Source organism: Providencia sneebia DSM 19967 (assembly GCF_000314895.2).
Taxonomy (GTDB): Bacteria; Pseudomonadota; Gammaproteobacteria; order Enterobacterales; family Enterobacteriaceae; genus Providencia; species Providencia sneebia.
In genome coordinates, this window is the sequence record NZ_CM001773.1 from 3,653,656 (window position 1) to 3,669,515 (window position 15,860).

Annotated in this window: 12 protein-coding genes; 6 read left to right on the forward strand and 6 right to left on the reverse strand. The window is 38.9% G+C overall.

The window, feature by feature from the left end:
* Nucleotides 1-44: 44 nt before the first annotated feature.
* The gene (gene sltY / locus OO7_RS15195; protein WP_008916820.1) at nt 45-1,961 is read right to left on the reverse strand and encodes a murein transglycosylase; all 1,917 of its coding nucleotides are present in this window, start codon (nt 1,959-1,961) and stop codon (nt 45-47) included.
* Nucleotides 1,962-2,629: 668 nt separating this feature from the next.
* On the opposite strand from sltY, the gene OO7_RS15200 reads away from it, so the two are divergent.
* Entirely contained in the window at nt 2,630-3,325 is a 696-nt protein-coding gene (locus OO7_RS15200) for a bactofilin family protein (RefSeq protein WP_236620657.1), read from the forward strand.
* Nucleotides 3,326-4,010: 685 nt separating this feature from the next.
* Nucleotides 4,011-5,678 (forward strand): energy-dependent translational throttle protein EttA, encoded by a 1,668-nt coding sequence (gene ettA / locus OO7_RS15205; protein ID WP_008916822.1) that lies wholly within the window; start codon nt 4,011-4,013, stop codon nt 5,676-5,678.
* A 53-nt stretch (nt 5,679-5,731) separates the two neighbouring features.
* On the opposite strand, the gene nadR is transcribed toward ettA, so the two are convergent.
* The 3 genes from nadR to serB all read right to left on the reverse strand — a co-directional run bounded on the left by nadR (nt 5,732) and on the right by serB (nt 9,498).
* Nucleotides 5,732-6,964 (reverse strand): multifunctional transcriptional regulator/nicotinamide-nucleotide adenylyltransferase/ribosylnicotinamide kinase NadR, encoded by a 1,233-nt coding sequence (gene nadR, locus OO7_RS15210; protein WP_008916823.1) that lies wholly within the window; start codon nt 6,962-6,964, stop codon nt 5,732-5,734.
* A 13-nt stretch (nt 6,965-6,977) separates the two neighbouring features.
* The gene (gene radA, locus OO7_RS15215) at nt 6,978-8,366 is read right to left on the reverse strand and encodes a DNA repair protein RadA (RefSeq protein ID WP_008916824.1); all 1,389 of its coding nucleotides are present in this window, start codon (nt 8,364-8,366) and stop codon (nt 6,978-6,980) included.
* Between the two features lie 154 nt (nt 8,367-8,520).
* Nucleotides 8,521-9,498 (reverse strand): phosphoserine phosphatase, encoded by a 978-nt coding sequence (gene serB, locus OO7_RS15220; protein ID WP_008916825.1) that lies wholly within the window; start codon nt 9,496-9,498, stop codon nt 8,521-8,523.
* A gap of 172 nt (nt 9,499-9,670) precedes the next feature.
* Here serB and OO7_RS15225 point away from each other — a divergent pair, with 172 nt between their 5' ends.
* Nucleotides 9,671-10,414: an AhpA/YtjB family protein gene (locus OO7_RS15225; protein WP_008916826.1), complete on the forward strand. Its 744-nt coding sequence runs from the start codon at nt 9,671-9,673 to the stop codon at nt 10,412-10,414.
* Between the two features lie 69 nt (nt 10,415-10,483).
* Here the strand turns inward: OO7_RS15225 and OO7_RS15230 are convergent, their stop codons facing one another.
* Both OO7_RS15230 and OO7_RS17230 read right to left on the reverse strand, forming a co-directional pair.
* Complete coding sequence (locus OO7_RS15230) at nt 10,484-11,029, reverse strand: energy transducer TonB (RefSeq protein ID WP_236620658.1); 546 nt, start codon at nt 11,027-11,029, stop codon at nt 10,484-10,486.
* Complete coding sequence (locus OO7_RS17230) at nt 10,968-11,264, reverse strand: hypothetical protein (protein ID WP_008916828.1); 297 nt, start codon at nt 11,262-11,264, stop codon at nt 10,968-10,970. Before OO7_RS17230 ends, OO7_RS15230 begins: the two co-directional genes overlap by 62 nt.
* Nucleotides 11,265-11,431: 167 nt before the next feature.
* On the opposite strand from OO7_RS17230, the gene OO7_RS15235 reads away from it, so the two are divergent.
* From OO7_RS15235 to OO7_RS15245, 3 genes are all read left to right on the forward strand, one after another.
* Nucleotides 11,432-11,971 carry an RNA polymerase sigma factor gene (locus OO7_RS15235; RefSeq protein WP_008916829.1) on the forward strand — a complete coding sequence of 180 codons (540 nt, stop codon included), beginning with the start codon at nt 11,432-11,434 and terminating at the stop codon, nt 11,969-11,971.
* Nucleotides 11,968-12,954: a FecR family protein gene (locus OO7_RS15240; protein WP_008916830.1), complete on the forward strand. Its 987-nt coding sequence runs from the start codon at nt 11,968-11,970 to the stop codon at nt 12,952-12,954. The genes OO7_RS15235 and OO7_RS15240 overlap by 4 nt, the downstream gene beginning before the upstream one ends.
* Before the next feature lie 121 nt (nt 12,955-13,075).
* Nucleotides 13,076-15,841: a TonB-dependent receptor gene (locus tag OO7_RS15245; RefSeq protein ID WP_008916831.1), complete on the forward strand. Its 2,766-nt coding sequence runs from the start codon at nt 13,076-13,078 to the stop codon at nt 15,839-15,841.
* Nucleotides 15,842-15,860: the final 19 nt, after the last annotated feature.

Consider the following 15,860-nt stretch of genomic DNA (forward strand, 5'->3'; position numbering starts at 1 on the left):
TACAAATGATAACATACAATTTTGCAAATCACTTGAAAAAGACATTAATACTTCATTAACCATTCGTTATCTGTCAATACAGGCCCCGAGTTACCCATGAAATAGCGGTAAAACACATCATAAGATAAGACATTTTTTACATAGCCACGCGTCTCGGAAAAAGGAATACTTTCAACAAATGCCACGGCATCAAGACGGCCGCCACTGTTTCCAAGCCAACGATTAACACGCGAAGGTCCCGCATTATAAGCAGCACTGGATAAAATACGATTACGTGAAAACTGTTGGTAAACATCATCAAGATAAGCCGTACCAATCTCAATATTTTTTATTGGGTTGGTCAATTGGCTTACATTGACATAATGACTAATTCCTTGCTTTTGCGCTGTATGTTTTGCTGTTGCTGGCATTAATTGCATTAGACCAGTCGCACCAACTGGTGAGCGAGCTTGCGGATTCCATGCACTTTCTTGACGTGCAATCGCCATTGCATAGCTTTTATTGATCATTTTATCTTGCGTATATTGATTAAATTCCTTTTCCCACGCTAAAGGAAAACGTTCTTCTAAATGATCCCACAGTTTAGCTTTAATTGTCGCTTGTACACTTAAATCTGCCCAATTGTGATCAAAAGCATAACGAGCAAGCTGTTCTTGCTGATTAACAGGCAGTGATGCAACAAGATTTATCCACTCACTACGTGCTAAATTATCCATTTCCCAATACATCAATTCGCGAACACGCTGGATTTGAGCAAGATTATCTAAATGGCTATTATCAGGCTTTTCCGCTGTTTTAATATACAGAGGATATTCTGTTCCTAATTTTTGAGCAGCCACCATTGGGTAGAATCCACGGCTATTCAGAAGCTTACGTAAAATCTCTTCCCCTTGCGCTTTTTGCCCTGCATCAATCAACGTTATCGCCTGCCAGTACTGCCACTCTTCTTTATTTTTTGCCTCAGCCGGTAATTGTCTCAACCATGCTGCTAATCCTTTCTTATCACCTTGCCCTAAAGCTAAACGAACACGACGCTCCTTTAATGACGTTGAATCCGTTTCACCAATAACTTGGTCACGCCAGTTTGCCTGCTCAGGCGTTACATCGCCCATATATTGCCAAGCAATGCTATCTTTCAGCTTTTGGCTTTCTGCCATATTCATTTTTTGCGCTGAGGTTATACTCGGCAGCGCTGTTCGAGCTGCATCTGGTGACTGCCTTGCATAGCGGCTAAAGGCGGCAATTGTAGCTTGACGAGAAAAATCCGTCGGCGTCATTGATTTGGCAAAAGTGGTCACTGAACTCGGATCGTTCTGTAACTTCACCAATGCATCACCAATTGTTTTATAACTTGGAGGTAAGCGCTTAGCAAGATAAGCGGCTATTGAGGTATTACCTGCTTCAATTGCCAAATGAATACGTTCTAAAATCATCTCAGGCGTGAGGTAACCTGCTTTTTCCCACTCATTAAATAACTTGTCACAGGCTTCTGGCATAGAACGACCATTTAGCCATAATTTTTCTGCTCCCTGCCAAGCTAAGCTTTTATTTCCCGTCGCCCAATTAGCAAAATAGTAATTACATTGTGCTTCCGCTGGTTTTGGTTCTTGAGGGCTAAATTCAAGTAGTGATTTCCACTCTTGCCGACGTGCTAATTCATTAACAAAGCGCGCTTTTAACGTTTGTGCTACGGGCAAAGTAGGATGGCTATCTATAAATGTTTGAGCTTGTTTTGGTGAAATAATATCAAGATCTTGCGTTAGCTCTCGATATTCTAAATAGGGATATAATGGATATTCTTGTAGTGTTGGCAATAAACGCTCAACCTCATCCATTTGCTTCGCATCCCAAGCTTGTTTTATTGCTTGATAGCGCTCGCGCTGTGCTTGTAGAGAATCTGCCCATACGGAGGTAGAAACCAAAACCATTGTCATTGGAACTGCCACCAAGAATTTTTTCATGCTTAATAATTCCCTATGCCTACTTTTCTCTGAATGATTTTTTACACTGGCTCACCAAGTTTTCAAATGGGTATCATTTCATTTCAAACTAACGGTCAGCAGAACGATTCTAATTAACAATTTTTAAGAATATCTGTCATATATTCAGTATATACTCGAAAAAAGTTGGAGAACACGCGGATACTGCCATTTTCTAACAATATATTTAGAACCATATGTGTTGACTCTATCAATACAAAAGCCTTGACTAAAAGGCAAGCAGAGTGTTCCTGAATCTACATTTTGTTGATGTAAAAAATAAGTGTACAGGCCTACAGACGAAAAATTAGCATCGGAAACAAAGTTACTATGGGTAAACGCTATTAAATAGGATAAAATGTGCGTTATACATCATCTACCGTCACAAATAATTCAATGTTTATCAATAAAATAAATATAAAAATTTAAAGAAATATATTTTTGTATAACAAAATAAAACGCTCATTAGTTGTAAATAATAGTTTGTGTCACTAATAGCTCAAACAAATTATGTCAAATATTGATGATTAACCATTGTATCAAAAATATTAACTTAATGGTTTAATAACACTATTCAAGGATAAAAGGTAAGATTCACACAATGAAATTCATTAGGAATAACTTAAAATCCCTTTAAAATGAGATAGGATATGGATTTCAAAAATATATTTTTTGCTATTTTAGGTTGCGGATGGACCTATCTTTTAATTTATCAGTTAACAGATATACACACTGCAGTATTATCTTTACCCTTTTTAATCATTTTCTTCATTATTTTTTATCTACTTTCTACAAGGAATAAACGGATGTTTTCAAAAAAAAGTAAAAACAATGCTATTAACCATACTAAAAATAATGAGTTAATTGATAATAAAGAATCCACTGATAAAAAAGAGCTTATTGAAATGAAAGAAGATAAACTCTCTCAAACCCCAACAGCAAGAAAAAGCACTTCCATTTCAAGTAGCTGCTACATTACAGGTGATCTTGTTTTAGAGGAAGACATTCAAATATTTGGCCATATTAAAGGTAGTATCCGCAGTAATAACGGTGTCGTTACTATTCAAAAAGAAGGTTTTGTTGAAGGCGAGATTTATGCCCAAACAATATCAATTAATGGAAAAATGAATGGATTATGTGTATCTGAGGATTTGGATATCTTAGAAAATGGTCAGTTAGATGGTATCTGCCAAACTAAAAATTTGACGATCAAAAAAGGTGGCGTATTTACTGGGACTTCAGAAAGAACGGATAAAAAAATACTACACAATGATGTAAAAAAAGAATTAGCACAGAAAAAAGCGGATGTCGTAAAATTAGACGCTAATTCAATATCTGCACCATAACAATATAAGAAAAACTTAACGCTATCCGCAGAAACATAAATAAGTTACTCGGATAGCTAAAATATATTAATTAGCTAATGAATTAATAACTTTATTTATATTATCGCATAAAAGGAAAGTATTTTATTTTAATAACTCCATCTATATTTTATATTGTGAAAATAAGAAAATTATCATATTTCATTTATCACTGAACATAAAATGAATAAAATCCACTAAAAAATTTCACTCGGTAATACATAAATTACTGCCTATTTTTGATGAAAAATATCTTCTATCCTTTCACAGATTAAAAATATTGATATATTTTAATCTGTTTGTTTCCATCACATCTTGCTGTTATTCACTCATAATAATAATCTGCCGAGCTATCAGATAAAAAGTGAACAATCCTAGTTGCAGTGGTTGACTTCAAGCAAAGAACAATTAGAGTGAGGCACAGAAATATTTAAGGCTGACGAGCAGCAATCGCGGTCTCCTAAGCTATACTAGGTTAGTCAATCCACCAGCTTAATATTATCGGTTGGATCAATCAGGCGATTTTGGGTCACTGACTATTTTTTATTTTTGAACCGCCTTAACAGATCCATCTCAGTTCGGAAATTTTGACTAAAAAAATCGTCAATTTTATGATAAAAATAGTTCTAATATTGATATTCCATTTAAAAAACAATAGGTAAAAAAATTGGCTCAATTCGTTTATTCTATGTTTCGGGTAGGAAAAATTGTTCCACCTAAACGTCATATATTAAAAAATATCTCTCTCAGCTTTTTTCCTGGCGCTAAGATTGGTGTTTTAGGTTTGAACGGTGCGGGTAAATCAACATTACTACGCATCATGGCTGGTATTGATACTGAAATCGAAGGGGAAGCACGTCCTCAGCCGGGTATCAAAATTGGTTATCTTCCACAAGAACCAAAACTGAACCTTGAACATACTGTTCGCGAAGCTGTTGAAGAAGCCGTTTCCGAAGTTAAAAATGCGCTAACACGTCTAGATGAAGTTTATGCAGCTTATGCTGATGAAAATGCAGATTTTGACAAATTAGCAAAAGAACAAGGTGAGTTAGAAGCTATCATTTCCGCACATGATGGACATAATTTAGACAACCAACTAGAACGCGCTGCTGATGCATTACGTTTACCTGCTTGGGATGCGAAAATTGAAAACTTGTCTGGGGGAGAGCGCCGCCGTGTTGCAATTTGTAAACTGCTTCTCGAAAAACCAGACATGTTACTTCTTGATGAACCAACTAACCACTTAGATGCTGAATCAGTAGCTTGGCTAGAGCGCTTCTTGCATGATTATGAAGGCACTGTTGTTGCTATCACGCATGACCGCTACTTCCTTGATAATGTTGCAGGTTGGATCCTTGAGCTTGACCGTGGTGAAGGTATTCCTTGGGAAGGAAACTATTCATCTTGGTTGGAGCAAAAAGATGAGCGTTTAGCACAAGAAGCATCGACTGAAGCAGCTCGTCGTAAATCTATCGAGAAAGAACTTGAGTGGATACGCCAAAATCCTAAAGGCCGTCAAGCGAAAGGTAAAGCACGTTTAGCGCGTTTTGAAGAGTTAAATAGCGTTGAATATCAAAAACGTAATGAAACTAGTGAGCTATTCATTCCACCAGGACCACGCTTAGGTGACAAAGTACTTGAAGTGGAAAACCTCAGCAAATCTTATGGTGATCGTGTTCTTATTGATAACTTGAATTTCTCGATTCCTAAAGGTGCAATTGTCGGTATTATCGGCCCTAACGGCGCGGGTAAATCAACACTATTTAGAATGATTTCCGGACAAGAGCAACCAGATTCAGGTTCAATCACGCTTGGTGAAACCGTAAAAATTGCCTCTGTTGATCAATTCCGTGATTCTATGGATGACAGCAAAACAGTTTGGGAAGAAATATCAAACGGGCAAGATATCATGCGGATCGGTAACTTTGAGATCCCAAGCCGTGCTTATGTCGGCCGTTTTAACTTCAAAGGTGTTGACCAAGGTAAACGTGTTGGTGAGCTATCGGGTGGTGAACGTGGTCGTTTGCATTTAGCAAAACTACTACAGGTTGGCGGAAACCTACTGCTTCTCGATGAACCAACCAACGACCTTGATGTTGAAACTTTGCGCGCACTGGAAAACGCCTTATTAGAATTCCCAGGCTGTGCAATGGTTATCTCGCATGACCGTTGGTTCCTTGACCGTATTGCAACGCATATCATTGATTACCAAGATGAAGGTAATATCACCTTCTTCGAAGGTAACTTCACTGAATATGAAGATTACAAAAAGCGCACATTAGGCGCTGATGCATTACAACCTCATCGCATAAAATACAAGCGAATGAGCAAGTAATCCTCTGATTTTATGATAAAAAAAGGCACCGAAATATTTAGGTGCCTTTTTTATTATTCATCTAACATTAATAATTGCTGAACCAGTGCAATACACGTTAAGAACCGGCTATCATAATCCGGTGAATCAACTTGTACGAACTCAACATTATTTTTTCTTAACATCTCAATTAATAATGATTGAAATTCTTGGCGATCTTTATCGCTTCCTAAGCTACGTAATCCATCTGCAACCCAAGGTGTATTATTTTCTAATACAATCACCAAATCAAAACGATATTCATCAATCAACGCTTGCACAAAAGGATGCTCTTTGCCTTCATAACGTTTACAAAAAGCTTGTGTTGTAATGAAATCTGTATCAATAAAAGCGACTTTATTTGCATATTTAACAGCGAAATCAATATATTGAGCATGGCCTAATGCAATTTTGTCGTAGTCAGAATATTGCAAGGCCATCTCATTACCACCAAGGTGGGAAAACACATAGTCGTGGCCAAATTCCCAAGCACTCGTGGTATTAAAAATATTCGCTAACTTATTAACTAAGGTAGATTTCCCGCTTGATTCTCCACCTAATATTGCGACTTTACGCACAAAAAAGGGTTTAACTTCAGTTGGAATATATTCCCAATAACGAAAAGGTGCCTGACGAATTTGATTACCGCTGATGTTCATAAACGTCCGTTCTGGGTCAATCAAAATAGTTTCCACACCTAAATATTTCTTATAGCGTGGGGCATCATTGGCTTCACCCGAGTAGATAAAACTAGGATGAATATTGTGTTTTTCTAAAAAGCCTTTCATTCCTTCACTCCACACTTCCCAACCATGTGGATAAGGTTCAATCCCTTGTTCATCAAAAGAGTGAATGAAGATATTTTTTTGATATTTAAAGGTTTGTAATAACCATCTTAAGCGATCACTCACTGTTGGCTGCTGGGACATTGAGCTATGAATAAACAGCTCTTTATCACGCGGTTCATCATGACAAAGAATGACATGCAGCTCATCAACTTGGCTACAAGCACGCTGAATCAGGTAAATATGTCCTGTGTGTAAAGGATAAAACTTACCAAAAACCACACCTACCGTTTTTTGTTTATTCGGATATTCAAGGCCTAAAAATTGATGAAGCGCAGCAATTTTCTGTGCACTAGGACTTTTAATTTTATTATTTAGAAGCTGGCTCAGATAACCTTTTGTCATATCGGAGGCATCAGCAACTTGTTGTAATGTGTAGCCAGCCTGCTTAATTGCATTTTTTAGATAATTAAATTCAGCCATTTGATTTCCTTTATTAATCAAATTCATCCATTACACTGAGTGCATCCGATAATTTTTTGACACCATAAACTTTCATATCAGGTGGTAACTTTTTAGGCATATTGGCATGCGGGACGATGGCGCGTTTAAAGCCATGTTTTGCTGCTTCTGAAATACGCTCTTGCCCACTTGGTACAGGACGGATTTCACCCGCAAGCCCGACTTCACCAAAGACAACCAAATCTCTCGGTAAGGGTTTATCACGAAAACTGGAAACTAAAGAGAGCAATAAAGCAAGGTCAGCACTGGTTTCTGTGACTTTAACACCACCGACAACATTCACAAACACATCTTGGTCTGACATTTGCAAACCGCCGTGACGATGCAAAACAGCTAATAATATGGCTAAACGATTTTGCTCAAGCCCCACAGCGACACGGCGCGGATTTGACATCATTGAATGATCAACAAGCGCTTGGATTTCAACCAACAAAGGGCGCGTACCTTCCCAAACAACCATCACTGAGCTACCGGAAGTGACTTCATCACCACGGCTTAAAAAAATGGCGGAGGGATTACTGACCTCTTTTAAGCCTTGTTCTGTCATAGCAAAGACACCCAGCTCATTGACTGCCCCAAAGCGATTTTTATGGCTACGTAATGTCCTAAAGCGATTGTCTGCCTCACCATCAAGCATAATTGAGCAGTCAATACAGTGTTCTAAAACTTTCGGGCCTGCTAATGAACCATCTTTTGTAACATGACCCACCATGATAATTGCAACACCGCGAGTTTTAGCAAAACGGGTAAGATAAGCCGCAGTTTCTCGCACTTGAGCAACACTGCCCGGAGATGATTGGATATCAGCCATGTGCATGACTTGAATGGAGTCAATAACCATCAATTTAGGTTGTTCTTGTTCGGCAATTAAACAGATTTGTTCAATACTGGTTTCTGACAACATGTTCAGTGAATCTGTTGGTAAACCAAGACGATGCGCGCGCATTGCAACTTGTTGTAGAGATTCTTCACCTGTTACATAGAGCGTTTTCATTTCGCGAGAAAGCAGGCACATTGTTTGCAAAAGAAGTGTACTCTTCCCTGCCCCTGGGTTCCCACCAATCAAAATGGCACTTCCCGGCACCACACCACCACCAAGAACACGGTCAAACTCTTTAAAGCGTGTGGTAAAACGTGGCAGTTCTTCTAAGCTAATTTCTGACAGTTTCTGTACTCTGCTAACACCTGCTGCATTTCCAGCATAGCCAGTCAAACGTTCATTACGAGAAGATGAGCTACTTGGTGCAAGGCGTACTTCTGTAATGGTGTTCCATGCATGACAAGCACTACATTGCCCCTGCCAACGCGGATAATCCGCCCCACACTCATTACATACAAATGCTCTTTTTGCCCCTTTTGCCACAACTAACCCCTTTTAAACCAAACAAAAAAATTACCTAAATTGAATATATTAACTGAGTAATAGCTGAATATTATTTAATAAATAACAAATATTCTAAATAATTTGTCCTGTAACTAGGCGGCAAATGAAGCCAACAGCGCTACAGCGCGAAAAATTATCTTTCCTCGTGCTTCAACCCACCACTCAACACACACATCACGCCCATCAAATCAGCATGACGAATAGCGACTTTGGCTCTGGCATAAACTTTTGGTTTTGCATGATAAGCGATACCTAATGCCGCTTTACGCAACATTTTCAAATCATTCGCTCCATCACCAATTGCAATAGTTTGCTCTAATGGGATCGCTAAACGTTCAGCTAATTTAACCAATGTTTGAGCTTTATACTTTGCATCCACAATAGCGCCTTTCACTCGGCCTGTCAGTTTGCCATCTTTGATTTCAAGCTGGTTAGCAACCGCCGCCGCAAGTTTTAATTGTTGGCGTAAATTATCCGCGAAGAAAGTAAATCCGCCAGAAGCAATAGCAACATGCCAATCCATTGCTTGCAACTTACGAACAAGGCTAGTTAAACCGGGCATTAAGGGTAAAGTATCCATAACTTGTTGAAGGATCATTACATCAGCGCCTTTCAACAAGCTAACTCTTGCTCTTAGACTTTCAGAGAAATCTAACTCACCTTGCATAGCGCGTTCAGTGACTTCAGCCACTTGTTCACCAACCCCATATAAACGCGCTATCTCATCAATGCACTCAATCTGAATGGCTGTTGAATCCATATCCATCAACAACAAACCCGGCGCACGTAAACGTGGGATTTGCCCTAAAGGAACCACATCTAATAAGCATTCATCAGCTAATTTTTTAATACGCGGCGTAATGCTACCTGCGATTCTTACGACTTGATAATCATCAATTCGCCATGAAGAAACGATGACAATTGCTATCCCTAAACGCTGCTGAAAATTACTAATGCGCGCTTTATCTAAACCCCGACCATATAATAACCAACCGCTATCACCGGCGCGATAATCTAAGGGCATCACCTCTTCTCCGCTCAAAGAAAGAGGAAGTCCGGGCCATTTTTGGATTTCATCGGGTAAATAGCAATAGGTCAAACTCGTTGACATGAAAATTAGCTCCTGTAATCGACTCAATTTTTTATAATAAAAATAGATTCTAAAACTATCCTATCTTCGTAACCTCTGGCAACATACTTGATTAAAAGCATTCAATTCGCATAAACATTGGCAGCTATATTAATTGTCATTAGAAATTAGATGAAGAACCCATAAAATTGCTATGAAACTAACATTTAAACTACACAAAACAGTCATTATTGTTATCTGTGTTGCACTTATCGCCTTATTAATGCAGGGCGTTTCCTATTTAGGTCATAGCCAAAACCAGAATAGAGTTGAGCAATTTAAACAGTTAACTCGCGTATTAGCCGAACAAGTTGCTTTCAGCTTATCTGATTATATTAGTTCAGGCAGCAAAGATTTTAATCATGAACGAATTATTGCTAACCTGAATAACCTCGCAAAAGATAAATATATTTTAGATGCGGGCATTTATTCAGCTAGTGGTACATTAATCGCATCATCTGGAGAAGCCGTTCCAGTTCGCCAACGATTAGCGATTGATAACAATCAATCTGTACAACCTTTTCAATATCAATTAGTTGTTCCAATTCCTGGTCAAGAGGAGCCTACTGGCTATCTCCGTCTAACAATTGATACCGAATTGTTAGCGACTGAACTCCAACAAGCTGATAATAGTACAAATGTTCTAAGAATATTTATTTTATTAGCGCTTTGTATAGGATTTATGCTGGCAAATACATTATTCCGATTGAAGAAAAAGAAAGGACAGCATTTACCTCCACCATTAGTTGTGGGAGAAGACACTAATGATGAAGAGGAAGAACCAAAAAAAGTGAAGAAAAATGCGATTAATAAACGAAAAGTGGATAATCCGCCTTATCATCCAAAGAAGAAGCGGCCAAAAAGTAAATCAAATAAAACACCACCTCAAGACCACTAATACACCCAACGGCTAAGGAAAAACCTTAGCCGAATTTGAATTAATCAATATTTATCTGACAGAACCTGATTAAATAAAAGTGGTATCAAAAACAATCGGGGCGACAAACTCCACTTTGCCTTCCACTAATAACGTTTCAGGTGGTGCAGGAAAAGGGGCTGCTCGTTGAATAGTGGCAATAGCCTCTTTGTCTAACACTTTAGTGCCTGAAGAATTAATTAAACTTGCTGCAATGACTTGCCCTTTACTATCCACCGTCACTTTTACTTGAGATACACCAGTTGAGCGATAACGCAATGCAGCTCTCGGGTAGCGTTTTGCCTTAGCTAAGCGTTGATGTATTTCACTGTGCCAACTTTGTTGACCACTCATCGCTGCGGAGGCACTGCTTGAAAAGTTAGCGCTGCTGTTTGATGAACTTCCCGAAACAGGCGTAGATGTAACCGCAGATTCTTGTGTATTTAATGGCGCATCTTCTATCACTTTTTTAACTTGAGGCGGTTTCTTTTTTGGTGGTGTTTTTCTTTCACTCACCTTAGTCAAAGTGCCATTATCAACCAGTGGTGTATTGGGTAATTTTCTTTTTTTCAACAAGATCAGGCAATACTTCATCATAAGTTGCCATTTGCTGTTTTGGAGCATGGTTTATTTCTGGCTCGGATTGTTGCTCAAGCTGATAAATACCTAATTGAAGAGATATCGCAGGCGGCAATACACCTGTTTTCGACTGATGTACAGAAAACCAGCCAATAAAAATTGCAACAAGCATTCCATGGAAAAATAGACTTAAAAATAAACCGCCCAATGGACGGAAAATCGGGCGCACAATTTGGCCCGTAATACTGCTCATATTCTGCCTCACGACTTTATTTTTTGCGAATTATAGGCATAATACAAACAAAAATGATATTCATTATTATTAATAAGATTGATAATAATCAAACAACTGATTGAATTATAATTAGAAAAAAATATCGAGCAATAAATCATAACTTTACACTTTGACACCAGCGAAAAATGACTATTGATAAATCCCTTGCTCGCAAAATTAGCGGCGCATATCAGTCAACTTATAGCCAACTTGTCCGATTTTTCCGCAATCGGCTAGGTGATAGCAACGATGCTGATGATTTATCACAGGATGTGTTTACACTATGGCTAAACCGTAAAGAGCAATCTCCTGTGAAAGAGAGCCGAGCTTATTTGTTCAAGATTGCTAATCATGTGCTTATTGACCATTGGCGGCGTAATCAACGTCTGGCAAAATCAGAATCAACACTTGATGACAGTCAGCTTGAGCACAATTTCGAAAGCACTCAAAGCGATCCTAGTGAAATCCTTGAGCAGCAACAGCGTGTGCAACATTTAAGTGAAGCCATTGAATCTTTACCACCAAGGCGAAGAGAAGCATTTTTACTTTACCGATTTGATGGATTGTCACAGAGTGAAATAGCCGAACGAATGGAAATTTCGATCAGTATGGTTGAAAAGCATATTGCTGCCGCATTAGTACACTGTAAACACTATTTAGATAATCAGAGCAATAATAATCAATGACACACGCAGCCCCACCAGAGACAGAGACACTAGAAACGATTGATGAAGTCGCCGCACTTTGGTTTATGCGCCAACATAGCCAAAATATGAGTGCTGAGCAATCGCAACAATTTGTACACTGGTTGCAGGAATCACCTGAACATGCCAAAGCTTATGAAGCTATTGCAGGTGTATGGCGTGACTTTGATTTAATGCCAAAACCACAATTGAACACGTCTTCACAAAAAAAACGCTTTTTTTTTCGACTCTGGCGACCACTGGGTAATACTTTAGCGGCTTTTTCCATTGTTGCATTACTTGTCCTTCCGTACAGCCATCTGCCATTAATGCTGTTCAATAATATGACGCTTGCAGCAACAAATATGCCTAAAGAAGTGACGTTGTCTGATGGCTCGAAATTATTTCTAAATCACCATACCCGCATCCGAGTGGCTTATAAAACGGATGTACGCCAAGTCTACCTTGATGAAGGAAGTGCTTATTTTAAAGTCGCGCCCAATCCTTACCGACCCTTTATTATTCAAGCTGACCAACGCAAAATCCAAGTGGTGGGAACAGAATTTGAAGTGGAAAAAGATCAACAACAAATCGCAGTTCAAGTAAGTCAAGGGATTGTGAGTTTTCAATCCGGCAACGAACAGAAAATAAACTATCTGTTTGCAGGTGATAGTGCAGTGAGCCATGCGGTTAATGGCAAAGTAATATTGAATAAAATCTCACCATTAGATGTCGCAAGATGGCGTTTTGGTGAGCTTAGTTTTACCGATAAACCATTAGGCGATGTTCTTAAGGAACTCAAAAATTACTCTTCCGCACAAATAGAGCTTTCACCACCATCTCTGAGTCAACGTAAAATCTCAGGTAGGATCAATTTACAGCAGCCTGATCAGTTTTTCCAAGCATTACCGATGCTTTTGCCTGTTGAAGTGATCTATCATGACAAAAATAATATATTGATTATTAACAATAAAAAAAATAAATGAAAATTATTTCGATTTACAGGTGAGGATAATTCTCATTTAACCCTCTTCTTAAGCAGTTGTTATTTATTTGGCTATTTTTTTACTTTTGATGCCATTGAATGCTTAAGAATAAGGGATACTCATGTCAATTCGATTTACTCACAAGCCGTTCAAGCCACTTGTCCTGTTTGTGGCGATTAATAGTGCGATAATTTGTCAATCTGCGGCGGCACAAGAAGTGTCTTTCACACTTCCTGAACAATCACTTGCTTCATCAGTGGCGCAAATCAGTCAACAAGCACAGATTCAATTGCTTTATGATAAAAGTCAGCTTAATGGCTTACAAGCCCCTGCACTCTCAGGTCACTACACCGCACAAACCGCATTACAAAAAATATTGATTGGTAGCGGTTTAGAATTAGTCAATGAGAATGGCGTCTTTGTTATTCGTCAGCAAAATCTCAATCAAGGAACTTTAGTCTTGCCAGAAACTCAGGTTTCCGGTGTGCTACAAAACCATCCTGCAACTGATGCTATTTCAGCACCACAATATGTCACTTCAGAAGAGATCAGCCAGCGAAATACAGGTGATGGCAATATCACCGATTTGATGAAAACTAACCCTGCGGTTCAATTTGCTAATAATGACAGCAACTCCATGAACCAAGGAGAAATAAAACCTTCTCGTATTTCAATTCATGGTTCAAATAGCTATCAAAATGCTTATCGCCTTGATGGTATCAGTTTTAATAATGATTTTGACCCTGCGGATAATGGGCTTGGTGAAACCAATACACGCCTCAGCAGCAGCGATCAAGGGATTTACATTGATAGCCGCCTTATCGACAGCATGACGGTGTATGACAATAATATTCCAGTTGAATTTGGGGGCTTTACGGGGGGAACAGTTGAAGTTAATAGCCGCCGCTGGCAAGGGGAAAATAGTGCTCACGCCTATTATCGTTTAACCCGTTCTGGCTGGAATAACCTATTTCATGATTCTACTCAAGGCATTGATACCACAAAAAATGACACCTCGAACCCCGCTCGTTTTCAAAACCGTTATGATAAAAGTGACTTTGGTGGTTGGTTTGAGTTAGGCGTTAGTGAAAACTCAGGGTTGGTTTTCTCTGCCTCACGTCGTAGCTCAACGATCCCAATGACTTTAGCGAGTGATGGCGGAGCTTTCATCAATGATGAAGGGCAGCTTGATACGACAGAAGGCATTAATGGTAAAAAAGATCAAAAAAGAACATCTGATAACTATTTCCTAAAATATACCATTGATCTTTCAGATAAAAGCTCTTTTGATTTGTCCGCCAACTATGCCAATTATGATAGCCGTCTATTTTCTTCAACTATCATGAATTCTGGCTATGATAGCACGCATAAAGGTTTAGGTTTTACAGGTGTTTTCAAGCATAAATATGATATTGGTGATTTGGAATTAACAGCAAGCACCCAACAGCTTAAAGATGAACGTTCTAATGACCAAAATTATTTTGTCGACGTTCTTGCGATGTCACCTGATTATGATTGGGAAAAACGTAAATACTTACGCAGTGGTGGCCAAGGGGATTTAATTTCTGAACAAAATAGCCAAACTGCAAAAGCTGTAATGCGATTTACAACCATGGAAGATGGATTAGGCATTACACATAACCCAACAATTGGTAGCGAAGTCAGCTACACCAAAGGGACTTATAAACGAGATAAAGATTTTTATCGTTATAACTATTCTGGCGTGCTCGATAAGAATGATTATTGGACAGGTCAGTTAAATAACGTCACACGCTTCCAAGCTGGTAACCATTCTGCGGATTACACCAACTATTCTCTATTTGCTGACGATAACCTCAAATACGGTAAGTTGACGCTGCGTCCCGGTGTAAGACTTGATCGCGATGATTTCGTCAATAGAACCAATATTGCCCCACGGTTATCAGGTTCTTACGATGTGTTTGGTGACAATAGCACCTTATTGATTGCCGGTGCAAACCGCTACTATGGTCGTTCCATGTTGACTTATGCTCTATATGGTGCACAAAACGCTGGCATGCAAAACTGCAACTTTTTCTGTTCTCTTGACCCAAATGAAAATGAGTGGGATAACAAAAAAGATTACGAAGGTATCGATTCTCTTAAAACACCTTACAATGATGAGCTAACGCTGGCATTACAACAAGAAATTCTGTCAACTACTTGGCGTCTGCAATATGTTCATCGTGAAGGCTATGATGAAGTCAGATCACGCACTAAATACAATAGTCGTGAGGAAGATAAACGCAGTATCCGTATGTATGATAACGGCGGTCGCAGTTCACACGATACCGTTACACTTTCTGTCAAAAATAGTCAGCCTTGGGAATGGGCAGAAGCTAACCATATGATGAACGCATCACTGACATGGCAACAAAGTGAAAGTAATACGCCGAAAGATACGGGTTATAACTCTTATGATTCAAGCAATAATGTGAATCTAAATAAAGTTTGGTATGACGGCAAATTTATTGATGCATCTAAACTACCATCGACTAGCTTCAACTCGCCATTTAAATTGAATTTAGAGCTGACCAGTGTTTGGGATGAATACAACATCACTTGGTATAACCGCTTACAATGGTGGGGAGCGCGTGACCAAGCCGTTCGTTATGATAACGCCTATGCTGTTTCACCTGAATATGGTCAAGTTCGCAAATACACCAAACAGCATTTCGCCAGCAAATATACACTGGATACTCGCCTGGGTTGGAAACCCGAGTTTGCACATGGATTCGGTGTCTCTATTGAAGTGAATAACCTCTTAAATAATAAAAACGTGGCAGATCGCTTTGTCTTCGAAGATAGCGTCCTGAAATCTTATGACCCAGGTCGACAATTCTGGCTACAAGTTAATTACGATCTATAGCGTTTACATTAGAAAGCAA